This is a genomic window from Streptomyces viridifaciens (genome assembly GCF_001888885.2).
Classification (GTDB): domain Bacteria; phylum Actinomycetota; class Actinomycetes; order Streptomycetales; family Streptomycetaceae; genus Kitasatospora; species Kitasatospora aureofaciens.
Window position 1 is genome coordinate 3344287 of sequence record NZ_CP090841.1, and the last position, 26033, is coordinate 3370319.

Annotated in this window: 20 protein-coding genes, 2 tRNA genes and 1 riboswitch; of the genes, 15 read left to right on the forward strand and 7 right to left on the reverse strand. The window is 74.6% G+C overall.

Annotated features, from left to right (window positions below):
• Positions 1 to 7: 7 nt before the first annotated feature.
• The 3 genes from BOQ63_RS21930 to BOQ63_RS21940 form a co-directional block, all read right to left on the reverse strand.
• Positions 8 to 712 carry a DsbA family oxidoreductase gene (locus BOQ63_RS21930; RefSeq protein WP_030291169.1) on the reverse strand — a complete coding sequence of 235 codons (705 nt, stop codon included), beginning with the start codon at positions 710 to 712 and terminating at the stop codon, positions 8 to 10.
• A 130-nt stretch (positions 713 to 842) separates the two neighbouring features.
• Positions 843 to 1364, reverse strand: a complete 522-nt coding sequence (locus tag BOQ63_RS21935) for a universal stress protein (protein ID WP_143174759.1) — start codon at positions 1362 to 1364, stop codon at positions 843 to 845.
• A 172-nt stretch (positions 1365 to 1536) separates the two neighbouring features.
• On the reverse strand, positions 1537 to 3720 hold the full coding sequence (locus BOQ63_RS21940; protein WP_030557806.1) for an asparagine synthase-related protein: 2184 nt from the start codon (positions 3718 to 3720) through the stop codon (positions 1537 to 1539).
• A gap of 719 nt (positions 3721 to 4439) precedes the next feature.
• Between BOQ63_RS21940 and BOQ63_RS21945 the strand changes: the two genes are divergently transcribed.
• The 9 genes from BOQ63_RS21945 to BOQ63_RS21985 all read left to right on the forward strand — a co-directional run bounded on the left by BOQ63_RS21945 (position 4440) and on the right by BOQ63_RS21985 (position 14987).
• Positions 4440 to 5867: an NsdA family TPR-like regulatory protein gene (locus tag BOQ63_RS21945; protein WP_030290849.1), complete on the forward strand. Its 1428-nt coding sequence runs from the start codon at positions 4440 to 4442 to the stop codon at positions 5865 to 5867.
• A 56-nt stretch (positions 5868 to 5923) separates the two neighbouring features.
• Positions 5924 to 6028: transfer RNA gene (locus BOQ63_RS21950), tRNA-OTHER, on the forward strand.
• Between the two features lie 432 nt (positions 6029 to 6460).
• Positions 6461 to 8038, forward strand: coding sequence for a TROVE domain-containing protein (locus BOQ63_RS21955; RefSeq protein ID WP_030290848.1), 1578 nt, complete (start codon positions 6461 to 6463; stop codon positions 8036 to 8038).
• 605 nt (positions 8039 to 8643) lie between these two features.
• On the forward strand, positions 8644 to 9879 hold the full coding sequence (gene lhgO / locus BOQ63_RS21960; protein ID WP_072654828.1) for an L-2-hydroxyglutarate dehydrogenase: 1236 nt from the start codon (positions 8644 to 8646) through the stop codon (positions 9877 to 9879).
• Positions 9880 to 9994: 115 nt separating this feature from the next.
• On the forward strand, positions 9995 to 10825 hold the full coding sequence (gene trmB, locus BOQ63_RS21965) for a tRNA (guanosine(46)-N7)-methyltransferase TrmB (protein ID WP_030290846.1): 831 nt from the start codon (positions 9995 to 9997) through the stop codon (positions 10823 to 10825).
• A 116-nt stretch (positions 10826 to 10941) separates the two neighbouring features.
• Positions 10942 to 12270: a PrsW family intramembrane metalloprotease gene (locus tag BOQ63_RS21970; protein WP_150476043.1), complete on the forward strand. Its 1329-nt coding sequence runs from the start codon at positions 10942 to 10944 to the stop codon at positions 12268 to 12270.
• 89 nt (positions 12271 to 12359) lie between these two features.
• Positions 12360 to 12433: transfer RNA gene (locus BOQ63_RS21975), tRNA-Met, on the forward strand.
• A 199-nt stretch (positions 12434 to 12632) separates the two neighbouring features.
• Positions 12633 to 13430 carry a hypothetical protein gene (locus BOQ63_RS21980; RefSeq protein ID WP_030557812.1) on the forward strand — a complete coding sequence of 266 codons (798 nt, stop codon included), beginning with the start codon at positions 12633 to 12635 and terminating at the stop codon, positions 13428 to 13430.
• A 405-nt stretch (positions 13431 to 13835) separates the two neighbouring features.
• A complete protein-coding gene (locus BOQ63_RS21985; RefSeq protein ID WP_072654830.1) occupies positions 13836 to 14987 on the forward strand; it encodes a hypothetical protein in 1152 nt (383 codons plus the stop codon).
• On the opposite strand, the gene BOQ63_RS21990 is transcribed toward BOQ63_RS21985, so the two are convergent.
• From BOQ63_RS21990 to BOQ63_RS22000, 3 genes are all read right to left on the reverse strand, one after another.
• Positions 14984 to 15487: a GNAT family N-acetyltransferase gene (locus BOQ63_RS21990; RefSeq protein ID WP_318299372.1), complete on the reverse strand. Its 504-nt coding sequence runs from the start codon at positions 15485 to 15487 to the stop codon at positions 14984 to 14986. The two genes, BOQ63_RS21985 and BOQ63_RS21990, sit on opposite strands and share 4 nt — an antisense overlap.
• Before the next feature lie 142 nt (positions 15488 to 15629).
• Positions 15630 to 16364: a sensor domain-containing protein gene (locus tag BOQ63_RS21995; protein ID WP_107048850.1), complete on the reverse strand. Its 735-nt coding sequence runs from the start codon at positions 16362 to 16364 to the stop codon at positions 15630 to 15632.
• A gap of 116 nt (positions 16365 to 16480) precedes the next feature.
• Positions 16481 to 17068: a GNAT family N-acetyltransferase gene (locus BOQ63_RS22000; protein WP_030290836.1), complete on the reverse strand. Its 588-nt coding sequence runs from the start codon at positions 17066 to 17068 to the stop codon at positions 16481 to 16483.
• A 42-nt stretch (positions 17069 to 17110) separates the two neighbouring features.
• Between BOQ63_RS22000 and BOQ63_RS22005 the strand changes: the two genes are divergently transcribed.
• The gene (locus BOQ63_RS22005) at positions 17111 to 17989 is read left to right on the forward strand and encodes a hypothetical protein (RefSeq protein ID WP_030290834.1); all 879 of its coding nucleotides are present in this window, start codon (positions 17111 to 17113) and stop codon (positions 17987 to 17989) included.
• Between the two features lie 153 nt (positions 17990 to 18142).
• Here BOQ63_RS22005 and BOQ63_RS22010 read toward each other — a convergent pair whose 3' ends face one another.
• Complete coding sequence (locus tag BOQ63_RS22010; protein WP_223886007.1) at positions 18143 to 19057, reverse strand: M23 family metallopeptidase; 915 nt, start codon at positions 19055 to 19057, stop codon at positions 18143 to 18145.
• Positions 19058 to 19069: 12 nt separating this feature from the next.
• A riboswitch (cyclic di-AMP (ydaO/yuaA leader) is annotated at positions 19070 to 19227 on the reverse strand.
• Positions 19228 to 19435: 208 nt separating this feature from the next.
• On the opposite strand from BOQ63_RS22010, the gene BOQ63_RS22015 reads away from it, so the two are divergent.
• The 5 genes from BOQ63_RS22015 (at position 19436) to BOQ63_RS22035 (ending at position 25951) form a co-directional block, all read left to right on the forward strand.
• Positions 19436 to 19714 (forward strand): YiaA/YiaB family inner membrane protein, encoded by a 279-nt coding sequence (locus BOQ63_RS22015; RefSeq protein WP_223886008.1) that lies wholly within the window; start codon positions 19436 to 19438, stop codon positions 19712 to 19714.
• A 112-nt stretch (positions 19715 to 19826) separates the two neighbouring features.
• Complete coding sequence (locus tag BOQ63_RS22020; RefSeq protein ID WP_030557823.1) at positions 19827 to 20651, forward strand: alpha/beta fold hydrolase; 825 nt, start codon at positions 19827 to 19829, stop codon at positions 20649 to 20651.
• Positions 20652 to 20676: 25 nt separating this feature from the next.
• Positions 20677 to 21255 (forward strand): TetR/AcrR family transcriptional regulator, encoded by a 579-nt coding sequence (locus BOQ63_RS22025; RefSeq protein WP_072654833.1) that lies wholly within the window; start codon positions 20677 to 20679, stop codon positions 21253 to 21255.
• Positions 21256 to 22182: 927 nt separating this feature from the next.
• On the forward strand, positions 22183 to 24366 hold the full coding sequence (locus BOQ63_RS22030; RefSeq protein WP_167395772.1) for a SpoIIE family protein phosphatase: 2184 nt from the start codon (positions 22183 to 22185) through the stop codon (positions 24364 to 24366).
• Between the two features lie 280 nt (positions 24367 to 24646).
• Complete coding sequence (locus BOQ63_RS22035; RefSeq protein ID WP_223886275.1) at positions 24647 to 25951, forward strand: sensor histidine kinase; 1305 nt, start codon at positions 24647 to 24649, stop codon at positions 25949 to 25951.
• Positions 25952 to 26033: the final 82 nt, after the last annotated feature.

Sequence of the window (26033 nt, forward strand, 5' to 3'; positions counted from 1 at the left end):
GTCCTGCTCAGATGGCGCAGGAGCCGTCCGCGCAGGCCTCGCCGGCCGGCGCGACCGGCACCGGGGCCGGGCGGCGCTCGCCGATCTCGTCGGCGACCTGGTCCAGCACCTTGCGGAAGGTCGCGGCCTCCTGGCCGCCCTGGACCGCCCACTTGCCCTCGAACACGAAGGTCGGCACGGCACTGATGCCCAGCTCACGGGCCTCGGCCAGCTGGGCGCGGACCTCGGCGGTGCCCTCGTCGCCCGCCAGGTAGGCGGTCACCCGCTCGCGGTCCAGACCCGCCGCCACCGCGACATCGGCCAGCGCGGCGCGGTCGCCGATGTCCACGCCGTCGGTGAAGTGCGCCTTCAGCAGCGCCTCCTTGAGCCGGCCCTGCGCCTCGGCGCCGTACTCGGTCTCGGCGAGGTGCAGGAGGCGGTGGCCCAGGAAGGTGTTGGCGTGCAGGGCGGCGTCGAAGTCGTACGTGATGCCCTCGGCGAGGCCCAGCTCGGCCACCCGCGCGTCCATCGCGACCGACTGGGGGCCGTAGCGCTCGGCCAGCCAGGCGCGGTGCGGGCTCGCCGTCGCGGGCGCGTCCGGGACCAGCTGGTACGGGCGGTAGACGACCTCGACGTCCTCCTTGCCCGGGAAGTCCGCCAGGGCCTGCTCGAAGCGGCGCTTACCGATGTAGCACCAGGGGCAGGCGATGTCGGACCAGATCTCGACCTTCATGTCGGGGGGCTCCAAGGGGGCGTCTCGTGCGGATGTGCGGATGTACGGATACGCGGATGTACGGGCTAGGTGAACGATGAACCATCTCGGTACATTCCCGGCACCGCCCGGCCCTCGCCGGCCCCTCGGGTCAGCCTTCCGCGGGCGCCGGCACCACCAGGACCGGGCAGGCCGCGTGGTGCACCGCCGCCGAGCTCACCGACCCCAGCAGCAGCCGGGCGAAGCCCCCGTTGCCGCGGGTGCCGACCACCAGGGTGTGCTGCCGGGTCGACGCCTCCAGCAGCACCTCGATCACGTTGCCCAGCACCACGTGCAGCGACATCTCCCCCGCGTACGGCCGGACCCGCTGCCGGAGCACGGTCGCCACCGCCCGGCGCAGCCCGTCCGCCATGCTCTCGACCAGCGTCTCCACGCTCTCCTGCACCAGCTCCGCCATCCCCGGCGGGTAGCCGGCCGGTGCCGGGTTCACCACGGCCAGCACGTACAGCGGCAGGCCGAACAGCTCCGCCTCCGTCATCGCCCGGTCCAGCGCCCACAGCGACCCGTCCGACCCGTCGCACGCCGCCAGCACCCCGGGCGGCCGCCCCATCGGCGGCCGCCCGAGCACCGACAGCACCACGGGAACTTCCTGCCCCGGGCTCACACCGGCCACCGCACCCACTCCTCACCGCGGACTCACAGCCCCGCCATCATCGCCCGCCCGGCGCCCCCGCCCGGCCCAGCCGCGCCGGACGGCGCAACGGAGGGCGCCGGGCGGGCGTAGGGCTACCGCACTGGGCGCGGGTGCAACGACCGGGCCGGGCGTAGCGGGCCCGGCCCGGGGGTCAGGGGGTGAGGGCCGGGGGGCGGGGGCGGGGGAGGCCGGTCCAGCAGGCGCCGTGGCGGCGGGCGCGGAGGCGGCGGAGCCAGAGTTCGGTGGAGACGAGGTCGGCGAGGCCTGCGAGGGCGGCCGGGGAGAGCGGGGTGGCGGGGTCGGCGCAGTGGGCCAGGCCGGCGCGGACGGCGGGGAGGTCGATGAGGCCGGCTTCGGCGAGGAGGGGGGCGTCGAAGAGTTCGGCGAGGCCGTCGGCGGCGAGGCGCAGGCCGGCCCGGGTGGGAGCGGTGCGGTCGGGTCGGGGGCCGCGGCCCCAGTCGGGGGGCAGGTCGGTGCGCCCGGCGCCGGTGAGGACGGCGTGCAGGAGGGCGTGCCGGGCGCCGGGTTGGAGGCGGATGTCGTCCGGGAGCAGCCGGGCGGCGCGGACCACCTGGTTGTCGAGGAAGGGTGCGTGCAGGCGCTGGCCGGGCCGTTCGGCGGCGTGTACGAGCGTGCGGTAGGAGCGTGCCTGCCGGTGGAGGGCGTGGCGGGCGCGGTGCGCGCCGGGGTGTTCCTCTGGCGCCGGTTTGCGCGCCGCCAGCCGTAGCCGGAGGGCCACCGCGGAGAGCGCCTCGTCGGAGAGCCAGCGGGCGGCCGGGCCGGGGACGCACCAGGCGAGGTCGACGGCCGAGCGGTCGCCCGCCGTACCCGCGCCGTCCGGGACGTGGCGGGCGGTCAGCTTGGCGGCCGCCTCGTCCAGCGCCTCGGCGTAGCGGACCCGGGAGAGCCGGTGGGCGGCCCGGACCACGGTGAGCGGGGTGCGCAGCGCGCCGGCCAGGACGCCCGCGACGGCCCGGTCGGCGCCGGCCAGGGCGGCGACCGGGGGCAGGAGTTCGCGGGGCCGCCCGGCCCGGAGGAGGTCGGCGAGCCGGGCCGGGTGGCCGTCCAGGACCTGGCGGGCGCCGTAGCCGGTGAGGTGGTCGGTGCCGCCGGCGTCGAAGCGGGCCTCGGCGCGGGCGGCGGCCACGAGTTCGGGGCCGGGCTCGTCGGTGAGCGGGCCGGACTGCGGGTCGGTGCGCAGGACGGCGTACGGGAGGGTGTCGGGGCCGGGGTCGAGCACGGTGTGCCGCAGCCGCGGGGTGTCGGGGGCGAGGGCGAGGGTGGTGGGCGGTTCGGTCTCGCCGAGCGTGACGGCGGCCAACTGCTCGGGCGCGGACGGCTCGTGGGCGCTTTCCCGGACCCAGGAGCCCTTGACCGCACCGCGCCTGGCACCGGCGGTACTCCTGGTGCCGGCATCGCTCCTGGGGCCGGCGCTCCTGAGGCCGACGGCGAGCGGCGCGGAGGCGGCGGCCGTGGGCACCGGCGGCAGTGGTACGGCGGCGGCGAGCAGGGCGACGGTGGCGGAGGCGGTGCCGTACGAGAGGTCGACGCCGAGCCGGGCGCGCCCGGCGGGGCCGGGGGCCGCCGCGGTGGTGCGGACCCGGGAGCGGACGGACTCCAGCAGGGCCCTGGTGAGTTCGCGGATCGCGGGCGCCTCGTCGCGCGGCTGTTCGGCGCCGGGCGGCTCGTCGTAGGCGTCGACGTACGGACGTCCGCCGCGGATGGCCAGCACGTGGCCGGGCGGCACCCGTTGGACGCCCAGGTAGGGGGTGCCGGTGCCGAGCGCCTCCGGGGACTCGGGGCAGGCGAGCCGGGCGGCGAGGTGGCCGGTGTCGAGGGCGGCGCCGACCAGGTCGGCGAGCGGGAGGGCGGCGGTGGCGTACGCGGTGCCGCCGGCCCAGGGGGTGTGGAAGACGGGTTGGGCGCCGGCGAGGTCGGTGAGCAGCAGGGTGGAGCGGGTGCCGGTGCGCAGGACGACGGTGTAGCTGCCGGGCCAGGCGGTCAGGTGGCGGACGGCGCCGCCGCGGGCGGCGGCGAGGCCTGCGGCGAGTTCGGCGTCGGTGGCTCCGCAGTGGCCGAGGACGGCGAGCCGGGTGGTGGCGGGGGTGTCCTCGACCGGGTCGGGGACGGTCGGTCCGGTGCTGACGACGGCGGGGGCGCCGGGCCGGAGGGTGACCAGGCGGATCTCCTCGGGTCGCCAGTCGCCCACCGCCCAGAGCGGGTTGGGGCCGGTCCACAGGGGGCGCGCGGCGATCGGCGTGACCGTGGCGAGGGCTTCGTGCGCCGGTGTTCCCGCCCGGGGCGTGCCCGTGCTCCAGCCCGTCAGCCACCGCATCGCGCCTCCACCGGACGAGGACCTGCACTCGCGCGGCGCGTCCGGCGCCGGGCGGGCGGCCGGGTGGGGTGCCGGGGCGGCCCGCACGCGCGTCCGGGCGTGCCCTCGTTCCGGCGCGCCGTCAGGAGACATCGTGCCACCACCGGGCGCTGCCGTGACCGGTGTTGTCGGTTCCGGTTCTGTTTCGCCGCGGCTGCGGCGGCCGCCGGGCGGGGTTCCCGCGGGGACGGATTCGGGCGGGCCGGGCCTCCCCCTCCCTGGCCCGGACCGCCCGGACGGCGCCCTTGACATGGGCATCGCTAGATGGCCGAAAGGCGTCGCCCCGCCCGGGAGGGCATCCGCATGCCCTCCCGGACTTGACCGCCGCCCGCGGGGATTGAGGCGGCGGCATCCCCCGGCCCGCCGGGTCCTCGACGGCGGGCCGACCCACGACCACCAGCGAATCGCCGCGCAGCCGGTCGGGCCAGGGGGCACGGCCGGGCGCACGTGAACACGGGACCGGAGCACGACGCTCCGGCGCGCGGCGCGGCCGGACCGCGCCGAGAGGTCCGGACCAACCGTCGCGACGGCCCGGCGCGGCAGCGCCGGGTGCGCGATCCCGCCATCCGGAATGCGGCCTCTTAACCGTCGGAACGCGTCCGACTACTCTAGGTACAGCAGCTACGGCCCGGTGCCGCCCGGGCCCCGCGCACAAGGCCGCAGGAGGTGCCGCCGCCACCATGACCGTCAGCCCACGAGGACCGAACGAACGGCTCGGCACGCTCCTGACCCTCGCCCAGATCAGCAACGCCGGCCTGGCCCGTCGGGTCAACGACCTAGGCGCGCAGCGCGGATTGACGCTGCGCTACGACAAGACCTCGGTGGCCCGCTGGGTCAGCAAGGGCATGGTGCCGCAGGGGCCCGTCCCGCACCTGATCGCCACCGCGATCGGCGGCAAGCTCGGCCGGCCCGTCCCGCTGGAGGAGATCGGCCTGGGCGACACCGACCCGGCGCCCGAACTCGGCCTGGCCTTCCCGCGCGACGTCGCCGACGCCGTGCGCTCCGCCACCGACCTGTTCCGGGTCGACCTCGACCTGCGGCGGGGGCCCGGCGGCGGACGCTGGAGCGACAGCCTGGCCGGGACCTTCTCGGTCGCCGCGTACGCGACGCCCGTCTCCCGCTGGCTGATCAACCCGGCGGACGGCTCGGTGGCCCGTGAGGTGCCGCGCTCCCCCAGCGAGAACTCCTCGTACCGGGTCGGCCACTCGGACGCCGTCAAGCTCCGCGAGGCCGCCCAGGAGGCCCGCCGCTGGGACTCCAAGTACGGCGGCGGAGACTGGCGTTCGTCGATGGTGCCGGAGTGCCTGCGGGTGGAGGCGGCGCCACTGTTGCTGGCCTCGTACAGCGACGCGGTCGGCCGGGCGCTGTTCGGCGCGACCGCCGAACTGACCAGGCTGGCCGGGTGGATGGCCTTCGACACCGGACAGCACGAGGCCGCCCAGCGCTACTACATCCAGGCCCTGCGGCTCGCCCGGGCCGCCGCCGACGTGCCGCTCGGCGGGTACGTGCTCGCCTCGATGAGCCTTCAGGCCGGCTACCGGGGCTTCGCGGAGGAGGCCGTCGACCTCGCCCAGGCCGCGCTGGAGCGCAACCGGAGCCTGGCCACCGCACGGACGATGAGCTTCTTCCACCTGGTGGAGGCACGCGCCCAGGCCAAGGCCCGCAACGCCGCGGCGTGCGCGACGGCGCTCGGTGCGGCGGAGAGCGCACTCGAACGAGCACGCGCCGGGGATCCCGACCCGGCGTGGATCGACTTCTACGCCTACGACCGGCTGGCCGCCGACGCCGCCGAGTGCTTCCGCGACCTGGGCGTGCCCTCCAAGGTCCGGCAGTTCACCCGCGAGGCGCTGGCCAAGCCCACCGAGGGCTTCGTCCGCTCGCACGGCCTGCGGCTGGTGGTCTCGGCGATGGCCGAGGCCGAGGCGGGCAACCTGGACGCCGCGGTCGCCGCCGGCGAACGCGCCGTCGAGGTGGCCGGCCGGATCTCCTCGCAGCGCAGCCGGGAGTACGTGGTGGAGATGCTGCGGCGGCTGGAACCCTTCCAGGGTGAACGCCGGGTACGGGAGTTGACCGAGCGGGCGCGGGCGGTGATCGTCGCCCCGGCGTGAGCCGCCGGAGCCGGCGGAAGGGCCCCCGAGGGAATTCCCGGCGATAAATGAGGTGCACCGGCGGGAGGGGCCTGACTAAGGTCTCTCTCGTCCAGGTGCGCAGGCAGAGGTTACTTCCACTCTTAATGGGCGTGTCGCGGGTTCGAGTCCCGCCGCCGGTACTTCCGTGCCGGTGTAGCTCAGTCGGTAGAGCAGCTATGTCACCTCAGCCGTCCTTGAACTCTGGACACCTAAACGTGAATAGGATTCCGCACCTCCCGGTGCGACGGCAGCGGTTACTTCTGGTAGACGCCGGTCTTCCGGCGTAGCGGTTCAAGTCCGCGAAACACCGCCGCCACCTTTGATCTCGGGAGGCAGTTGCGCCTCGGAGTGCCCGGTGCGCAGGCGGGGGTTACTTCGGATCTTGCGGTTCCGGGTTCGAGTCCCGGGCGTGCCGTGCGCGAGCGCGGCCGCTAGCTCAATCGGACAGAGCACAAGGCACATACCTCCGCCGAGGCCGGTCGTCGGACGACGACCGGCACGATCTCGGGCACCCTTTGGCGCGGCATGCCTCCCTCCCGTTGACGACCGAGCACGCCGAGGGGGGCTGCAGCATGTCCAGGTTCAACATTCGCAAGGCCAAGTCGAGTCCCAAGTCGCCGGTGACCACGACCGGGCAGCGCGGCCGCACCCACGAGGGCGGCACCGGTCACGTCCGGGACCGCAAGTCCGAACTCTTCCTCCTGTCGATCTCCAACATGGTCGGCCAGGACACCTTCTACGAGCGCGGCGGCGACCGCGACGACCGCTACACCGCGCTGGTGCGCGAACTCGCCGTCGCCGAGCCGGAGTGGACCCTCGGGCTGCTGCGCTGGCTGCGGTTCGGGGCGCAGATGCGCACCGCCGCGCTGGTCGGCGCCGCCGAGTTCACCCGCGCCCGGCTGGACGCCGGTGCCCACGGGTACTCCCGGCAGGCCGTCGACGCCGTGCTGCGCCGCGCCGACGAGCCCGGCGAGCTGCTCGCGTACTGGACCTCGCGCTACGGCCGGGCGCTGCCCAAGCCGCTCAAGCGCGGTGTCGCGGACGCGGTGCGGCGGCTGTACGACGCCCGTTCGCTGCTCAAGTACGACACCGCGGGCAAGGGTTACCGCTTCGGCGACGTCCTGGAGTTGACCCACCCGACGCCGGACCCGGGCAAGCCCTGGCAGGGCCCGCTGTTCGGGTACGCGCTGGACCGCCGGCACCGGCCGGAGGAGGCCGTCCCGCCCGCCGCCGACCGGACGCTGACCGCCAACCGCGAGCTGCTCGCCCTGCCGGTCGAGCAGCGCCGGGCGGCCGTCACCGCCGAGGACGGCGCGGAGCGACTGGCCGCCGCCGGGCTGACCTGGGAGGCGCTGGCGGGCTGGCTGCAGGGGCCGCTGGACGCGGCGGCCTGGGAGGCGGTCATCCCCTCGATGGGCCCGATGGCGCTGGTCCGGAACCTGCGCAACTTCGACCGGGCCGGGGTGTCGGACGAGGTCGCGGCCGAGGTGGCCCGGCGGATCTCCGACCGGGGCGAGGTACGGCGCTCGCGCCAGTTCCCGTTCCGCTACCTGGCCGCCTACCGGCACGCGCCCTCGCTGCGGTGGGGCCACGCGCTGGAGACGGCGCTCGGCCACTCGCTCGCCAACGTGCCCGGACTGCCCGGCCGGACGCTGATCCTGGTCGACCGCTCCGGCTCGATGTTCGACCGGCCCAGCGAGCAGACCCAGCTCAACCGGGCGGACTCGGCGGCGATCTTCGGCACCGCGTTGAAGGTCCGGGCGGCCGAGGCGGACCTGGTCGAGTTCGGCACCGGCAGCCGGGTGATCGAGGTCGGCCGGGGGGAGGCGGTGCTGCGGGTGCTGGAACGGTTCTCCAGCCTCGGCGGCACCAACACCGCCGAAGCCGTCCGCACCCACTACCGCGGCCACGACCGGGTGGTGATCGTCACCGACGAACAGACCGGCTCCGGCTACCGGGGCAGCGACCCGCTCGCCGCCGTCCCGGCCCACGTGCCCGTCTACACCTGGAACCTGGCCGGCTACACCCTGGGCCACGGCCCCAGCGGCGGTGCCAACCGGCACACCTTCGGCGGCCTGAGCGACGCGGCCTTCCGGCTGATCCCCCTCCTGGAGGCGGGGTCCGACACCGGGTGGCCCTGGGAGGCCTGACCGCAGCCGGTGCACCGGGTCGGGGGACCGGGCGCGCCGCGACGCGACGCGGCCGGGCGGGGGGGTGGCGCGCGGAGTCGGGGGACTCGGCGCGCCACCGTCACGGCCGTACGAGGGGGGCGCGGTGGCGCGGAGTCGGGGGGACCCGACGCCACCGCGGGCGGCCGGTCCGGGGGGACCGGCCGGAACGCCGGGGCGGAGCCACCAGGGGGAGGCTCCGCCCCGCACCCGAGGTGGGCGACAGGACACTGCCGCCCACCTCGGCATGCCACCTGCCGGACCACGACGAACAGCTCCCCGGCCCCGGCCCTGGCCCCGGCGAACGGAGAACGGCGAAAGGGCGGAGGGTCGCGCAGCCGCGCAGCGGAGCCTTGACGGGCCGACCGGTGCGCAGCGAACAGCCGCGGCCCCCGCCGCCCGCCGCGCACCACCCGTCACGACGCCACCGGCAGCCGACCTCCGCCACTGCAACGGCACCGCGGCCCGGGCAGCAACCGGGAAACCGACCCGGGCGCCCCCGACCCGTGGCAGCATCGGCGCAACAGGCCCGGCGCCGGACCGCGCCGGGCCCGCACAGGCGCGGGGCGGCGGACGAGGAGCACAGGGTGGCGGACGAGTTCGATGTCGTGGTGGTCGGCGGCGGGATCGTCGGGCTGGCCACGGCCTACGCCCTGACCAGGGCGCGCACCGGCCTGCGGATCGCGGTGCTGGAGAAGGAGAACGGCTTCGCCGCGCACCAGACCGGGCGCAACAGCGGGGTGATCCACAGCGGCGTGTACTACCGCCCCGGCTCGTACAAGGCCCGGTTCGCCGTCGCGGGCGCCGCCGAGCTGGTCGGGTTCTGCCGCGAGCACGGCATCCCGCACGAGGTCACCGGCAAGCTGATCGTGGCGACCGACGACGCCGAACTGCCCCGGCTGGCGGTGCTGGCCGAGCGGGGGCGGGCGAACGGGATCCCGGTCACCGAGCTGGACCGGGCCGGGATCGCCCGGTACGAACCGGAGGTCGCGGGGCGGGCCGGGCTGCACGTGGGCACGACCGGCATCTGCGACTTCCCGGCCGTCGCGACGACGTACGCCCGGCTGGCCCGGGAGGCGGGTGCCGAACTGCGGCCCGGCACCGAGGTGCGGACGCTCGTCCGCCGCCGGGACCGGGTCACGGTCGGCACGGCCGCCGGGGAACTGCGCTGCCGGGTGCTGGTGAACTGCGCGGGCCTGCACAGCGACCGGATCGCCCGGCTGGCCGGGGACGACCCTGGCGTGCGGATCGTGCCGTTCCGCGGCGAGTACTACGAACTGGTCGAGCAACGCCGCGCCTTGGTGCGCGGCCTGGTCTACCCGGTGCCCGACCCGGCCTTCCCGTTCCTCGGGGTGCACCTGACCCGGGGCATCCACGGGGACGTCCACGTCGGCCCGAACGCGGTGCCCGCCCTGGCCCGCGAGGGGTATGCCTGGCACACCGTCCGCCCGCGCGATCTGGCCGGGACCCTGGCCTTCCCCGGCACCTGGCGGATCCTCCGGCGGCACTGGCGTTACGAGGTGGGCGAGCTGCACCGCTCGCTGTCCAAGCGGGCGTTCACCACGGCCGTCCGACGGCTGCTGCCCGCCGTGACCGCCGCGGACCTGGTACCGGCCCCCGCCGGGGTGCGGGCGCAGGCGGTGGCCCGGGACGGCTCGCTGCTGGACGACTTCGCCTTCGCGGGCTTCGACCCGGAGGACCGGCACTCCCCGCGCCGCGCGGTGCACGTGCTGAACGCCCCCTCCCCCGCCGCGACGGCCTCGCTGCCGATCGGCCGCGAGGTGGCCCGCCGGGCCCTGGCCGCCCTCGAGGCCGGCGGATGAGACCGCACGGGAGGGGACAGGAGGGAACGGGAGGGGACGGGACCGGACGGGAGCGGATGAGACCGGTCACAGGCCCTGCGGAACAGCCCCGGGAGCCCCGTAGACTCGGGTGATTGTGACTGCCACCGCCCCGATCCCCCAGCAATCTCCGTCCGCCCGGCTGTCCGCGGCGCCGGCCGCCTACCCCGCGCCGATGTACCCGCACAAGGCCACCGAGGAACAGCACCGGGAGCGGCGCATCCGCAGTTTCCAGCCGCGCCGGGGCCGGATGACCAACGCCCAGGCGAGCGCCCTGGACCGGAGCTGGGAGAGGTACGGCGTGCCGATCGACGGCACCCCGCTCGACCTCGCGGAGCTGTTCGGCGGCCTGCCGGTCACCCTGGAGATCGGCTTCGGCATGGGCGAGACCACCGCCGCGATGGCCGCCGCCGACCCGTCGATGGGCATCCTCGCCGCGGACGTGCACACCCCCGGCCACGGCAACCTGCTCGGCATGCTGGAGCGGGACGGTTCGCAGAACGTCCGGCTGGCCGCCGGTGACGCCGTCATCCTGCTGCGCGACATGCTGCCGGACGCCTCGCTGGCGGGCCTGCGGGTCTACTTCGCCGATCCGTGGCCGAAGCCCAAGCACCACAAGCGCCGGCTGGTCCAGGCGTCCTTCCTCGACCTGGTGCTGCCCCGGCTCGCCCCGGGCGCGCTGGTGCACTGCGCGACCGACTGGGAGCCGTACGCGGAGCAGATGCTGGAGGTGTTGTCCGCCTCCCCGGAGCTGGAGAACCTGCACCCCGAGGGTGACGGGACCGGCTGGCTGGAGCCTGCGGACCACCCGGACGGCAGCGTCCCCGGCTACGCGCCCAGGCCGGACTGGCGGCCGGTCACCAAGTTCGAGCGGGCCGGGATCGCCAAGGGCCACGTGGTGCACGACCTGCTGTTCCGCCGCCGCTGACCCACCGGCAGCCGTTCGAACGGGCCCCGGCGGGCTGACCGGCCGGTCGGGCCCCGGACGAACCGTTCGTCCCGAATCCTCCCGACGGGCCGCCGCCGTGGCCTACCCTGTGCCGCATGGGCAGCCCGTCCGGCGGCGGCCCGGGCGTCTGGCTGGGGCGGGCGACCGTCCGCACCGCCGCCGACGCACCGGGGACGGGCCCGCGCACCGGTGACACCCGGACCATCCCGGGGCCCCGCGGGCGCCGGGCCCACCGGTTGCTGCCCGGGCCCGGCGGCGCGTCACCGCCGCCGACGGCCACCTCGGCACCCACTCGGGACGGACCGCCCGGGGCTCCCCCGGGCCGCGGCCGCTCGATGGCGCTCTCCTCGGTCACCACGACCGCCGTGCTGGTCCTGGTCGGCTGCGGCGTGCTGGTCCTGCACCTGGTCCAGCGGCAGACCGGCACCGTCGGGCTGCTGGTGGGCCTGGGCCTGGCGCTGGTGCCGCTGCCCTTCGTGCTGGGCGGCCTGGCCTGGCTCAACCTGACCGCCCGGGTGCCGCTGCGGCACACCGTGTTCTGCCTCGGCTGGGGCGCCTGCGCCGCCACCACCGTCGCGATCCTCGCCAACAACTGGACCGCCGACTATCTGACCGCCCACCGGGGTGCGTTCGGCGGACTGCTCGGCGCCGGGATCGCCACCCCGGTGATCGAGGAGAGCGCCAAGGCCACCGCCCTCCTCGTGCTGCTCCTGCCGCTCGGCCAGCGGCTGCGCTGCCACGGCCGCCGCTCCGGGCGCCCCTGCGCGCCGCTGCTGCACCGGGCGCCCGCGCCCCGGCGCACCCACCCGCCCCGGCGCCCTCCGACCGGGCCGCACGCCCGGGGGCGGCTGCGGCTGCGCCCGTACCTGCGGCCGCTGCCGTACCTGTGCCCCGCGCCGCCCTCCCCCGGCACGCCGCACCGCCGCTCCCGGCCGCGCACCCTGGCCGCCGGGGTGGTCCTCGGCGGGATGACGGCCTGCGGCTTCGCCTTCACCGAGAACGCCCTCTACCTGGGCCGGGCCTTCACCACCGACCAGCGCAACCGGCTGGACAGCATCGGCCTGGGCGACCCGCCCAGCCTGCGCGACTTCGACAGCACCGTGCAGACCTTCGTGCTGCGCGCCCTGCTCTCCCCCTTCGCCCACCCCCTGTTCACGGCGCTCACCGGCATCGGCCTGGCCGTCACCCTGACCACCGGGCGGCGCTGGCTGGCCCGGCTGGCCGCGCCGGTCGGGCTGCTGACCGCGATGGTGCTGCACGGGACCTGGAACGCCGCCGCGGACCTGGGGACGGACGGGTTCCTGGTGGTGTACGGGGTGCTGATGGTGCCCTGCTTCGTGGCCCTGGTCTGCTTCGCGCTCTGGGCCAGGTCCCGGGCCGCCCGGCACGCCTGGCGGCGCGGACGGCGGTCGGCGAGGGGGTAGCGTCCGGGCCGCTCGGACGGCCGCGTCCGGCCGGCCCGGAGAACCGATTTCCCATCTCGGCGACTTCCCCGTATTGTTGTGTTCACCGACGCGGGGTGGAGCAGCTCGGTAGCTCGCTGGGCTCATAACCCAGAGGTCGCAGGTTCAAATCCTGTCCCCGCTACTCAGTAGCCGAAAGGGCCCGGAGGATTCTTCCTCCGGGCCCTTTCGCGTTCCCGGGGACGGGCAGAGCACGGTCCCGCCACGAAGCGGTAACGGGGGCGGATTCCAAGATCTCCCGCCGTACGGCTCCCCCATACTGAGGAAAAAATTCATCCAAGTGGGGGACGGCGGGACCGTGCCCTGGATAAGGAACCACCTCGATGCTGTCGAAGCGCCTGGCCAGTACCGCCGCGATCTGCCTCCTCCTGGGGGCCGGTACGGCCGCCTGCGGTGACAACAAGGCCTCGGACAAGGCCGCCGCACCGGCGACCGGCGCCGCCGCTGCCGCGACTCCGACCGCCGCGCAGCTCGACACCGACAAGCTGAGCGCGCAGGAGATCGAGAAGAAGGCCAAGGACGCCCTGGCCTCGGCCACCTCGCTCAGGATCTCCGGCAAGATGACGTCCGACGACGGCGTCATGACCATCGACATGGTGATGGACAGCAAGGGCCAGTGCCGGGGCACCATGGCGCTCCCCGGCATGGGCTCCTTCGAGATGATCAGCGACGGCACGGCGTACTTCATGAAGCCGGACACGCAGTTCTGGAAGACCTTCGGCGGGTCGAATCCCGCGGTGCTCGCCAAGCTCGAGAACCGCTACCTGACCGGCTTCCAGAACGACCCCAAGATGAAGGACATGACCGACTTCTGCAAGCTCGCCGACGCGAGCAACCAGATGTTGGACGAGGGGTCGAGCACGCCCAGCAAGGGCAGCGCCGGCACCGTCAACGGGATCAAGACCTTCAGTCTCAAGGAGAAGGACGACCAGGGCGAGGAGTCGACCCTGCACATCGCCACCGAGGGCAAGTTCTACCCGGTGCGACTGGAGAAGACCACCGGCAAGGACCAGGGCCAGATCAACTTCACCGACTTCGACAAGCCGGTGACCGTCCAGGCCCCGCCGGCCAGCAGCGTGATCGACTACACCAAGTTCCAGGAGACGGTGAAGAGCGCCTGACCGCCGCCCGCGAATAATCCGTTGCCCTTCCGACAGGAGCCTGCCTACAGTGGCGGCACACTGAAAGGAGGTGATCCTGAATTGAGTTCCATCAGGATGCGTGAGGTGGCTGCTCGCTAGAGCCGCCCCTGCCTGCGCAGGGTGAGGCCCCAGGCCTCCGGCAGGCGAAATCCACAGCAGTCACCCGGCCCGCGGGCTCACCGGTACATCCCCGGTGCCTCGGGCGCCAGGCCAGTGCACGGGCCGGCGCCGAGGAGCAGCCCGCGGGCCGTCTGCGTTTCCGCGGTCGGTTCCGGTCGTAGCCGTGGCACCCCCCGACGCGTTCCCGTGGTGGGGCCGCGGCGCTAGAGTCGGCGCGGCCCCACGGACGACGGGGCGCAGTGGCGCGGACACATGGGGTGGGCGATGGCGGTGACACGGCGACGGGTCGGCACGTCGGCGCTGCGGGCGGCGCAGTGGACCGCGGCCGGGGTGCTGGGCGGTACGGGCCTGCTCGGCCTGCTGCTGTTCGCGCTCGGCCGGGCACGGACCTGGCAGGCGCTCGGCGGCGGCCTGGTGGTGGCCGGGGCCTCGACGGTGCTGGGCGGCGCACTGGGCTTCCTGTTCGGGGTACCCCGGGTCAAGAGCGGTTCCGGTGAGCCGCAGGGCTCGTACGCGCCGAACACCAATCTGGAGCAGGTCTCCGACTGGCTGACCAAGGTGCTGCTGGGCGTCGGGCTCACCCAGCTCGGCTCGCTCGGCGAGCGGCTGCACAAGCTCGGTGCGTCACTGGCGCCCGTACTCGGCGGCGGGGACGCCGCGGCGCCGTTCGCGGCCGCACTGGTGCTGCACTTCCTGGTCCTCGGTTTCCTGGCCGGCTGGCTGGTGACCAGGCTGGCGCTGCCGAGGGTGCTGACCGAGACCGACGAGGCGCTGGACCTCTTCCTGGCCGGGCAGGACCGCGACCGGCGGGGCGACAAGGTGGGCGCCGACGACCTGCGGGTGCGTGCGATGCAGCAGCTCGGCCTGCTCGGCGGCAGTGCCGGCCGGTCCGCCGCGCCCGCCGCGCAGTTGCCGCCCGCCTCGGGTTCCCCGGCCGGGCCGGAGGGCGTGGTGGCGGAGGTCCGCTCGACCGCGAAGCGCTCTGCGCTGACCGCCGACCAGGTGCGGGCCCTCTTCGCGGACGGCACCGACGGCCGCCGGATCCAGGCGCTCGCGCTGATGCAGGGCGACCCGTCGCTGGCGGACCTGACGAGCCTGCTGGACGCGATCGAGCACCCGTGCTCGGGCTTCGAGCAGTACCACGCGTTGCTGGCCGCCCGCGGCCTGCTCTCCCGGCTGTCCGGCGCCGAGGCGCAGCGGCTGCGGGACGCGGTGGCGGCGCAGTTGGTCGACCCGCAGGGCATTCCGTACGGGTCGGACCGCAGCTGGCTGGCGGAGAAGATCCTGTCCCGGCTGCCGGTGACGGCTTCCGTTCCGGCGCAGCCGACGGTCGCCGTCCCTGTGCAGCAGGCGGTCGCCGCGGGGAGCGACGGGCCTGCGAGCTCTGCGCAGGCCCCGGGGGAACCGAACTCCTAGACGGCGAAGCGCAGTTCGGGCTGCTCCCAGGGGGTCTTGGGCTGCGGCGGGCGGGTGCCGGTTAGCTCGGCGCCGACCTGGAGGTAGAAGCCCTCGGCGGGCGGGTGGGAGACGACCTCGACGGCCGTGATGCCGGCGGCCCGGGCGCGGTCGAGCATGTCGGTGATCAGCGCCCGCCCGATGCCCAGCCCCTGGGCCTCGTCGGCGACGAACATCAGGTCCAGTTCGGCCGGTTCGTGGATCAGCGCGTAGAAGCCGAGCAGCCGGTCGTCGGCGCGGTCCACGACCATCCGGACTTCGTGGCGTTCGACGTAGTCGGGTTCCACGGCGTAGCCGTCGATCATGGCGAAGTACACCCCGCGGTAGGCGCTGGAGGCCTGGATCAGGGCGGCGAGCCGGGCGCGGGTGAGGCCGAAGAGGGCGCAGTACTCGTCCAGTGGGCGGGAGGTGACCAGGACGCCCTGCTCCGGGGCGGACTCCTGGGCCGCGTCGGTGATCACCCGGCCATCCGAACACGGGACCGCCCCGCCCGCGTCCGAAGCGCAGCCGGAAGCGGGCGGGGCGGGACCGGACCGGACGGGACCGGTCAGGGCTGGGCCGGTAAGGGCGGGGCGGACCAGGGCGGGATGGAGCGGCTGGAGCTCAGCGGCCGAGCAGCCCGCGGGCGGCGGCCCGGTTGACGCTGGTCAGGCCGTGGACCAGCCGCGCGGTGAGGAAGACCAGCAGCACCCCGACCACCGAGGTCGCGACGATCTGCCAGGTGCCCTGGACGTAGTAGGCGTGCCGGACGTGGTGGCTGTCGGTGTAGTCGAACAGCTGGTAGCCCGGCCAGGAGGTGTAGTGCGGGAAGACCCACTGGTAGAGCGGGTAGAGCGCCATCGCCCAGCCGAGCACCAGGAACGTCAGGGTCATCACGAAGCTGAACACCGCCCAGGGGAACATCACCAGCTGGTACAGCGCGGCCTTCCAGCCCGCCCCGTCGGCCAGCCGGGCGGTGATCGCGCCCCAGTTGCCCGGGCGCACCTGGCGCACCGGCGCCGGGCCTGGCACGTCGAGGGCGAGCATCCCGCGCACCCGGGCCCGCTCCGCCCGGCCGAGGCCCCGGGCGGCGCTGGTGAGGCCGGCCAGCACCGGCAGGCCGAGGACGGTGACGAAGGTGCCCACGCCGAGCGAGAACAGGGTGACCGCAACGGTGAAGCCGACGATCGCCACCGGCAGGCCGGTGAGCGCGTAGCCGACCTCGCGGTAGTACTGCCCGGAGAACGGAGCCCGCCAGAAGCCCGGCGGCTGCTCGGTGCGGCGGGCCCGGGCCGGGCGGGTCCCGTCGCCGTAACCGTCCGGGCCGTCCCACTCCTGCCCCAGCGTGCTGTTGCTCATCTCCCGGCCCCCGGCCCCTCGTTGTCCTGTCGCGGTCTCTTCCGTGCTGACGGACTCCAGTCTGGCCGGAACGCCGCCCGGACGGCATCCGGCGGACCGGCGGACGAGGGGTGGGGTTAACCCCCCGGCGGCGGAACGGGCGGACCGGTCCACTCGTCGGCGAGCAGCGAGTACTGGTACGAGTCGGACCAGACGCCGCCCTTGTACAGGTCGTGCCGGGCCCGCCCCTCCAGCTGGAAGCCGAGTTTGGTGAGCACCTTGGCCGAGGCCGCGTTGTCCACGTCGACCCGGGCGACCAGCCGGTGCAGCCCCAGCGGGCCGAAGGAGAGTTCGCAGAGCAGCCCGGCGATCTCGCCCGCGTAGCCGCGGCCCCACACCGGGCGGCTCAGCACGTAACCGAGGTACGCCGAGCGGTACTTGCCGAGGGTGAGGCTGGCGTGCGCGATCGGCAGCGCGTCCTCCGGGTCCTCGGCGTCCTCGCGCCGGACGACCGCGAGCCGGTAGGTGTCCCGCTCCTCGGCCATCGCTTCCTCCAGGTAGAGCTCGATCTGGTCGGCGCAGGTCTCGCGGTCGCGCGGCTCGAAGGGGAGGTAGCGGGTCACCTCCGGGTCGCCGTACAGCGCGTGCAACGCGTCCACTTCCGCCGGGGTGTGGTGGTACTCGCGGACGGCGAGCCGGGGGCCGGTGAGGCGTACGGGGACCATGGCTGCCGACCCTACCCCCGTCCGGCGGCTACCGTTCGGAATATGAACGACGAAGACCTGCGGCTCGCCCCGCGCACCAGGGCCGCCGACCTGCTCACCTGGGCGGCGGCAGCCGGGCACGACCGCGCGCCGGTGGCCGAGGCACCGCTGCGCACGGTGCTGGCGCTGCTGGAGCTGGGCGAGAGCAGGATGCACGACGGCTGGCCCGAACTGACCTCCGACGCTGTGGAGCACCTGCTGTACGAACGCCTCCACCTCTACGTCCAACCCGCGCCGGAGGACGACCCGCTCGCGTACGGCGACGCCGTACGGCTGCTGGTCGACCACCAGCGGGCGGCGAAACGGCTCAACGCCAAGCGGCAGGAGCGGCTGCACGCCGAGGCCGAGTGGCAGGGTGAGGTCGCGGCCGGGCTGCTGCGCCGCGCCGACCTGGTGACCTGGCCCCGGCTGTACGCGGTGCTGCTGCACGCGCACGGGGTGGACGTGACGGACCCCGCGGCCGTCCGGGAGTGGCTGACCGGCTTCGCCGGCCTCGACGAGGAGCAGCGGCTGGCCGGGTACGAGGCGCTGGTACCGACCGGCTGGCTGGACGAGCCGGACGAGCAGGGCTGGGGACCGGGCCGGGTGCTGTCGGTCGGCATGGCCACCGACGGGGCGCGGCGGCTGCTGGAGCAGGGCCTGATGCGGCGCAGCTACCGCAACCTGGCCGAGCTGACCGCGCTGGGGCGGCCGATGCCGGAGGAACTGGCCGGGGACTTCGAGGAGTTCGAGGCGGCGGCCGCCGAGGTGGCACTCGACCTGATCGGCGAGTGGACGGTGCCCGGGCTGCCGCGGCTGCTGGTGGAGGAGTTCCCGGAGCTCGCCCCGGAGCCGGGGGCGGAGGAGATCGACGCGTACCTGGCGCAGCTGCCGCCGGAGTGAGGTGCGGGAGGGGCCCCGGGCGTTCGCGGCCCGGGGCCCCTCCCTTTCGAGCCCGTTACGGGTTTCCGGTCCGGTTACGGGCTCTCCGGGCCCGCTACGCCTTTTTCGAACCCGTTACGACTTTGCCGGGCCCGTTACGAGTTTTCCGGCCCGTTACGGGTTGAGGCCGTGCTGCTGGAGCCAGGGCTCCGGGTCGACCGGGGCGCCGCCGCCCGGGCGGACCTCCAGGTGCAGGTGCGGGCCGGTGACGTTGCCGGTCGCGCCGACCTTGCCGATCTGCTGGCCGGAGGTGACCTCGCCCGAGCCCTTGATGATCGAGGACAGGTGGCAGTACCAGATCTCGGTGCCGTCGGGCAGGGTCTCGACGATCCGGTAGCCGTACGCGCCGGACCAGCCGGCCGAGGTGATGGTGCCCTGGCCGACCGCGTAGACCGCGGTGCCGGTGTCGGCGGCGAAGTCCAGGCCGGTGTGCAGGTGGGCCCAGTAACGGGCGCTCTGGCCGTAGTGGGCGGAGAGGTTGTAGTCCTTGACCGGCAGGGTGAGGGCGGCGGCCTTGGCCCGCTCGGCCTCCTCGGCGGCGCGCTTGGCCTCGGCCTCCTTGGCCTCGGCCTCCTTGGCCGCGGCCTTGGCCTCGGCCTCCTGGGCGGCCTGCAGCCGAGCGCTCTCCTCGGCGGCGGTGCGCTGGCTGTCGGCCTGCTGCTGGATGCGGGCGGCGAGTGCGAGGCCCGGGTCGGCGGCCAGGGCGACCGGGGTCTCGTCCGGCGCCTCGACGGCGGGCGCGGCGGCCGGGGTCGCGGCGGCGAAGCCGGTGGCGCCCAGGGTGGCGGCGACGGCGGTGACGCCGAGCAGCGGGGAGGCACTACGGGTCTGACGCGGCAGCCGGTGGCGGCTGGACTCGGCCTCCGGGGCGAAGGGGTCGCCGTGACCGGCGGTGCCTGCAGCGCCGGCATGGTCGGAGCCGCGGGCCGCGGAGTCGCGCGCCTCGGAGCCGTTCGGGCCGGGGTGGTCGAGGAGCTGGGTGCCAGCTGCGGGACCGGCCGGGTGTGCCGGGGTGTGCGTCGACGCCACGGAGGCGCGCTCCTTTCCTTCCTTCGCGCCTACCGGGTTAGCTGACGGGTTCGGAGCAGGAAGGTCTCCTACGGCCGGGCCGGAGCCCCGCCGATTCACCCCAGGAACGTGGTTCCCCGGCTCCCTGACCTGCCCGTAGGCCGGCCGGCGGGATTAGGCGACGGCGCACGGTGCCGTCTGGGTACGGCGTTGACGACCGCGCTGCGTTATCAAACGTTAATCCTAGGAGGCCCTGATTCCAAGCCATCCGTCCGCGACGGCCGGGACACAGGTGATCGGACGTCAACGAACGACCCCTCAGCCGCCCGGCCCATCTGAGTACTCCTACTCATGTGCACCCCGGCCGCCCCGCCGCATCCTGGCGCTATGAACGCACCGATGCAGTCACGCACCACGGCCGCGTACCACGTCCAGGCCGTCCTCTCCTTCGCCATCTCCGGCACGGCCCTCGCCGCCGGGATCGCCTACCTGCCCGTCGGCGGCTGGACCCGGGCCTTCCTCGGGATCGGCCTCCTCTACACCGTCACGTCCTCGTTCACGCTGGCCAAGGTCATCCGGGACCGGCAGGAGTCCTCGGACACCGTCGCCCGGGTCGACCAGGCCCGGCTGGAGAAGCTGCTGAGCGAGCACGACCCGTTCAAGGTCGAGGGGGTCTGAGCGGCGCCCGCTCCCCGGGTCGCGGACCACCGCGAGGGCTATTGACGGCTAAGGCTATTAGCCGTAGCTTTATGGCTATCGGCAGCAGCGAGCGAGCCCGTGGAGGCCCACCATGAACGGCACCATCACCCCGAGCACCCAGTACCTCGACGTCCCCGGCGGCCGCCTCGCGTACGACGACACCCGGCAGGGCGCCGGCACCCCCGTCGTCCTGCTCCCCGGGATGCTCGACTCCCGCCGCGCCTACCGGCACCTGCACCCGCTGCTCACGGTCGCCGGGCGCCGGGTCATCACCATGGACCTGCGGGGCTTCGGCGAGTCCTCGATCGTCTGGGACGACTACAGCCCCTCTGCCGTCGCCACCGACGTCCTCGCCCTGCTCGACCACCTCGGCATCGAGCGGGCCGTCCTGGTCGGGCAGTCCTACACCGGGGCGACGGTCGTCAAGCTCGCCGGGGACGCGCCCCAGCGGGTCGCCGGGATCGCGCTCATCGACGCCTTCGTCGAGCAGCGGGCGAACGCCCTCATGAAGGGCGTCATGGCCGTCATGGGCGCCGCGATGGTCCGGTGGCCCGCGGTCTGGGGCTACTACCTCCGCAAGATGGCCTTCCCCGGCCCCCGGCCCGCTGACCTCGACACCTATGTGGACGGACTGGTCGCCGCCCTGCACACCCCCGGCCGCAGGACCGCCACCCGCGGCCACGTCAACGGCGACTCCGCCCCGATCGGCTGGAGCGCCGCCGTCCGCTGCCCCGCCCTCGTGCTGATGGGCAGCAAGGACCCCGACTTCCCCCGGCCCGAGGCAGTCGCCGACCTCCAGGCCGAGAAGCTCGGCGCGCGGAAGATCATGATCGAGGGGTCCGGGCACTACCCGATGGCCGACAACCCGCAGGCCGTCGCCGACGCGCTGCTGCCCTTCCTCGCCGAACTCGCCTGAACCCGCCTGCTGGAGAACCAGAACCATGCCCCGCGTAGGACTGACCCCCGACCAGGTCGTCGACCACGCCCTCGCCCTCATCGACGGCCAGGGCACCGAAGCCCTCACCCTCGCCTCCGTCGCCGCCCGCGCCGGAGTCGCCACCCCCTCGCTGTACAAGCACGTCAGCGGCGGCCTCACCGAACTCCGACGGCTCATCGCCGTCCGGGTCACCGAGGAACTCGCCGACCGGCTCGCGGAAGCCGCGGTCGGCCGCAGCGGGGACGACGCCGTCACCGCCCTCCTGCGCGCCTACCAGGCCTACGCCACCGCACACCCGCACCGCTACGCCGCTCTCCCCCAGGCCCCCCAACCCGACGAGGACCTCACCAAGGCGGCCACCCGCCTCGTCGGCGTCATCATCGCCGTCCTCCGCGGCTACGGCCTCGACGGCCCCGAAGTGATCCACGCCGCCCGCACCGTCCGCTCCCTGGCCCACGGCTTCGCCGCCCTCTCCATCACCGGCGCCTTCCAACTCACCGAAGACCTCACCACCACCCACAACCGCCTCATCACCACCCTCACCACGGGCCTCCACTCATGGCCGAAGTCAGAGGAGCAGTGAGCCGCCCCCGCCCGCACCACCCGAAACCCGGGCCGACTTCCAGCACTCCCCCCCGCGCGACCAACCACCCGCCAACGCCGCGGCAGCAGAAGCGACCTCCCGCACGAAAGACACACCGACGCACAAGCGCGTGAGAAGTCGGCCCCATCGACTTCCCACGCCTCACCTGCCGGCTGACGCCGCAGCGCGAACCACCGGAGTCGGCAGAACCTCCCCCACGCCGAAGGCACGCAGCAGCGGACGAACAGGCGAAAAGTCGGCCTCGCCGACTTTCAGCGCTCCTCCCGTGCGGCCCAGCACCCGCTGACGCCGCAGGTGCAGAAGCGGCCTCGCGTGGAAGACACGCACCGGCGAGCGACGGTGTGGCCCGGCCGACACTCTGCTTCTCACTGCCCGACGCACCAACCATCCGACGCCGCAGCGGTGGACGCGGGAGTCAGCGGAAACGACCCTCCGCGCGGATGGCTCGCGCTTTCGGGTGAGCTCGGGAACGACCGACCTCATCGACCGCCCGCACATCACGCGCCCGGCGGGCCCGGCGGGCTGACGCAACGAGGACAGCCTCCCTCGCCGGACGACACCTGCTGGCCGACGAGCGCGAGAAGTCGACTCCTTCGACTTCTCGCGCCTCGCCTGGCTGGCGAACCCTCGGCTGACGCCGCAGCAGCGGGGTGGGACGGCGGTGAGTTCGGTTTCCGGCGCGGATGGGCGCGGCGGCCGGGGAAGCCGGTCCTGTCCACTGGGCGCGCCTGGCTGACGGCGCAGCCGTGAGGGGTGGGGTGTGGGGGCGGGTGTGCGGTGGCGGGGGAGTGGGTGGCAAAGCGGCCCTTTCGGGCTGAGGTGTCCGGCCGGGGCGGCTGACCGCGCAGGCGTGAGGGGGTGGGGAGGGGGCGGCCGTCGGGGGTGGGAATGGGGTATGAAGATTTGGTGCCCATCCCTGAGGAGCAGAGCCGGACGAGCGGTCGTAGCGCGATGCGCTGTGTGCGCTTGTTGCTGGCTTGCACCAGTGCCGCCGAGTTGTTGGGGACCGTGCTCGCGGAGGGGCCCGGGTGGATCACCGGGGAGGGTTCGGCGCTGTACCTGCTGGATTCGGCGGGGATGCTGCGGCTGACGGCCTCGCACGGGCTGCCGGACTGGGCGCACGAGCGGTACGGGCTGGTCGATCCGGCCGGTGAGCTGCCGGCCGCGATGGCGCTGCGGCTGCGGCGGCCGTACCTGCTGGGCCCGGAGCACACCAGCGTCGACTACCCGAACCGGAACGCCGGGATGGGGACCGGGATGGTCGCGGTGGTGACCCTGCCGCTGATGGTGGACGAGCGGGCGATCGGGGTGCTGGCGCTGGCGCTGGCGCACCGGGGGACCGTGCCACCGCGGGACCTGGACGTGCTGGAGACGATCGCCGGGGCCTGCGCCCACCGGCTGCACCACCTGCTCGACCACGTGTCGGACGACGTGGACGCCCGGCGGGAGCCGCCGGAGGCGGGCCCGGATCCGGCGTCGGCGCACCCGCTGCTGTCGCTCGCGGTGCGGGCCGCCGGGCACGGCGCCTTCGCACGCGACCTGGTCACCGGCGAGAGCTACTGGGACGCCGCCGCCTTCGCGGTCGCCGGACGGCCGGTGTCCGCGGACGGGGCCGCGCCGGAGCTGGAGCGGATCGTCCACCCCGAGGACCTGCCGGACGTGCAGGCCGCCCTGGCGGAGGCGCTGGCGAGCGGCGGGCGCTACCGGATCGGCTACCGGGTGCTGCGCCGGAGCGGGGAGGTGGCGCGGGTCGAGGAGTCCGGTGAGGTGATGCTGGACGTGCACGGCCGTCCGGTGCGGATCGCCGGCCTGCTCGCCGACGTGGACCACCGCGGGGAGCGGCCGGCCGGGCCGCGGCACGACCCGGCCGGGGCCCGGACGGCGCTGCTGCTGTCGCTCACCCGGGCGCTGTCCCGCGCGGTGACCGTACGGGACGTCACCGCCGCCGTCACCGATGTCGCCCGACCGGCCTTCGGCGCCGCGAGCATCGTCCTGGACCTGGTGGACGAGGGCCGGCTGCTGCCGGTCTCGCACACCGTGTACGGCGGCCCGCGCCGCGCCGAGCTGACCCGGCTGGCGGACCTGTCCGAGGGGGTGATGCAGCACTCGCCGGCCCGCTCGGCCCCGCTGTTCAGCGAGCCCGGCGGCAGGCCGACGAAGGCGGACGACCCGGCCGCCTGGGCGGTGCTGCCGCTGGTCGCCTCGGGCCGGCAGGTCGGCTCCTGCCTGATCACCTTCGCCGCCGAGCGCGTCTTCAGCCGTGAGGACCGCACCCTGTACTCGGCCTTCGCCGGCATCCTCGCGCAGTCCCTGGAACGGGCCCGGCTGTACGACACCCACCACCACCGGGCCGGTGAGCTGCAGCGGGCGATGCTGCCGCGCACCCTGCCGCGGCTGCCGGGGATCGCCAGCGCGGCCCGCTACCTGCCGAGCACCGAGGGCATGCAGGTCGGCGGCGACTGGTACGACCTGCTGAAGCTGCCGGACGGCCGGGTCGGGCTGGTGATCGGCGACGTGCAGGGCCACAACGCCGAGGCGACCGCCGTGATGGGCCAGCTGCGCAGCGGGCTGCGGGCGTACGCGACGGACGGGCACGACCCGGCCGCCACGCTGGCCCGGACCAGTCGACTGCTGGCCGAACTGGACACCGAGCTGTTCGCGACCTGCCTCTACCTGACCCTGGACCCGGCGGACGGCAGTCTGACCGCGGCCCGGGCCGGGCACCCGGCGCCGGTGCGGATCGCCGCCGACGCCACGGCCGTCGAGCTGGAGCTGCCGGGCGGCCCGCCGCTGGGGGTCGACCCGGCGCAGTCGTACCCGCTGGCCACCGGCCGGCTGGCGGGCGGGGAGACGCTGCTGGCGTACACCGACGGGCTGGTCGAGGACCGTGAGGAGGACTACGACGAGTCGGTGCAGCGGATGCTCGGCGGTCTGGAGCTGTGGGCCCGGCAGACCGGTCCGGGGCGGGTCGACCCGATGCCGGCGCTGGAGCGGCTGGCGGACCTGCTGACCCTGAACGTGACCGAGCGCCGGTCCCGGCCGGACGACGTGGCGCTGCTGCTCCTGCACCGGATGCCGTCCCTTCCGTAGCCCGGGGCCGAATTGTTCACCTGCACGGAATGTCGTTCGTTCAACAACGGCGTGCACACCAACCCCACACATCCCGGGACGCGAATCAGCCATCACCCGTCACACCCGCGGGGGCGGAAGGCCCTGGACGAACGAACGGACACGGTGTCAGGGCTGCGCGATCGCGCCCGAACAACGCCGAAACGACGGCGTATTGACTCGATATTGACGAGATCCGGTCACATGGCGAGATCCGTTCACACCTTCGTAGGATCATCGCCCTAGAATTCGCCGCGTGACGATGACTCAGTGGTACGCAACGGCTACCGGCGTGCTCGCCGTCCTCGCCCTCGTGGCCGCCGCGCGGTACCGCGCCGTGTCCGTCACCCAACGCGGCCGGGCCGACCGGCTGGAGGGTGAACTCGCCAGCCTCCAGGAGCAGCTGACCTCCGAGCTGTCCCGGCGGGGCGCCGACCTGGCCGCCGTCCAGCAGGAGCAGGAGCTCACCGCCTCCACCCAGCGGGCCTTCCTCAGCGTGGCCCGACGGATCCTCGTCATGGCCCACGACCAGCAGGCCCTGCTCGACGAGATGGAGCGCACCCACGACGACCCTGCGCTGCTGGAGGGCCTGCTCAAGGCCGACCACGCCGCCGCGCAACAGGCCCGGCTGGCCCAGACCCTGGCCGTGCTGTGCGGCGCCCGGGCCGGTCGGCACTGGCCGGAACCGGTCTCGCTGGAGGACGTGGTGCGCGGCGCCCAGTCGCGCATCCTGCCCTTCCAGCGGGTGGTCGTCCGCAGCCGGATCGAGACCGCGGTGGTCGGCGCTGCCGCCGAGGCGCTGATCCACGCCGTCGCCGAACTGCTGGACAACGCCACCCGCTACTCCCCGCCCAGCACCCAGGTGTTCGTCACCCTGATGCCGGTGCACAACGGCGCCGTCATCGAGATCGACGACGGCGGGGTCGGCATGCCCGAACAGGCCGTCGCCAAGGCGGCCGCCGCGCTCGCCGGGGGGAGCAGCCTGGAGGTCTCCCGGCTCGGCGAGGTGCCGCAGTTGGGACTGGCCGCGGTCGGCCGGCTGGCCGAGAGCTACGGCTTCCGGGTCACCCTCAGCTCGGCGCCCTCGCCGTACGGCGGTGTGCGCGTGGTCGTGCTGCTGCCGAACGCCCTGCTCACCGAGCCGCTGCCGCCCACCGTCCCCGGACTCGGCCTCGGGCTGGACGGGGACGACCCGGCGTTCACCCCCGGCCCGGCGTTCCGCCCCGGCCCGGCCTTCACCCCCGGCCCGCAGCCGACCGCCGGCACCGCCCACCCCGGTGCCGCCCACCCGGGCGCCGGCCACCCCGACGCCGGTCACCCGCTGGTGGAACCCCCGCCCGCCGGCCGACCGGCCGCGACCGGCGACGCCCCGCCGCCGCTGCCCCGCCGGAGCCACCGGCGCGATCGCGGGAACCGCCCCGCCCAGCACGCCGCTCCCCCGCCGCCGCCCGAGCCGCCGCACCGCTCGGCCCGGGACGCCCAGACCTTCATGACGATGTTCCAGGCCGGGACCGCCAACGGCCGCTCGGCCGCCCGTACCCAGGGCCGGCCCCCCGGCCCGCACTGACCGCCCGCCGCCCCGCTTCCCCCGAGATCTCCCGTCTTCCCCGAGTTCCCCCGGCTTACCCCGACTTCCCCAGCGCTCCGGA

What these genes read in the sequence shown, in the direction of transcription:
- BOQ63_RS21930 (WP_030291169.1), bottom strand. Translation starts at nt 712, where the DNA reads ATGAAGGTCGAGATCTGGTCCGACATCGCCTGCCCCTGGTGCTACATC.
- BOQ63_RS21940 (WP_030557806.1), bottom strand. Translation starts at nt 3,720, where the DNA reads ATGCGGTGGCTGACGGGCTGGAGCACGGGCACGCCCCGGGCGGGAACA.
- BOQ63_RS21945 (WP_030290849.1), top strand. Translation starts at nt 4,440, where the DNA reads ATGACCGTCAGCCCACGAGGACCGAACGAACGGCTCGGCACGCTCCTG.
- BOQ63_RS21955 (WP_030290848.1), top strand. Translation starts at nt 6,461, where the DNA reads ATGTCCAGGTTCAACATTCGCAAGGCCAAGTCGAGTCCCAAGTCGCCG.
- BOQ63_RS21970 (WP_150476043.1), top strand. Translation starts at nt 10,942, where the DNA reads ATGGGCAGCCCGTCCGGCGGCGGCCCGGGCGTCTGGCTGGGGCGGGCG.
- BOQ63_RS21980 (WP_030557812.1), top strand. Translation starts at nt 12,633, where the DNA reads ATGCTGTCGAAGCGCCTGGCCAGTACCGCCGCGATCTGCCTCCTCCTG.
- BOQ63_RS21985 (WP_072654830.1), top strand. Translation starts at nt 13,836, where the DNA reads ATGGCGGTGACACGGCGACGGGTCGGCACGTCGGCGCTGCGGGCGGCG.
- BOQ63_RS21995 (WP_107048850.1), bottom strand. Translation starts at nt 16,364, where the DNA reads ATGAGCAACAGCACGCTGGGGCAGGAGTGGGACGGCCCGGACGGTTAC.
- BOQ63_RS22000 (WP_030290836.1), bottom strand. Translation starts at nt 17,068, where the DNA reads ATGGTCCCCGTACGCCTCACCGGCCCCCGGCTCGCCGTCCGCGAGTAC.
- BOQ63_RS22005 (WP_030290834.1), top strand. Translation starts at nt 17,111, where the DNA reads ATGAACGACGAAGACCTGCGGCTCGCCCCGCGCACCAGGGCCGCCGAC.
- BOQ63_RS22015 (WP_223886008.1), top strand. Translation starts at nt 19,436, where the DNA reads ATGCAGTCACGCACCACGGCCGCGTACCACGTCCAGGCCGTCCTCTCC.
- BOQ63_RS22020 (WP_030557823.1), top strand. Translation starts at nt 19,827, where the DNA reads ATGAACGGCACCATCACCCCGAGCACCCAGTACCTCGACGTCCCCGGC.
- BOQ63_RS22025 (WP_072654833.1), top strand. Translation starts at nt 20,677, where the DNA reads ATGCCCCGCGTAGGACTGACCCCCGACCAGGTCGTCGACCACGCCCTC.
- BOQ63_RS22035 (WP_223886275.1), top strand. Translation starts at nt 24,647, where the DNA reads ATGACTCAGTGGTACGCAACGGCTACCGGCGTGCTCGCCGTCCTCGCC.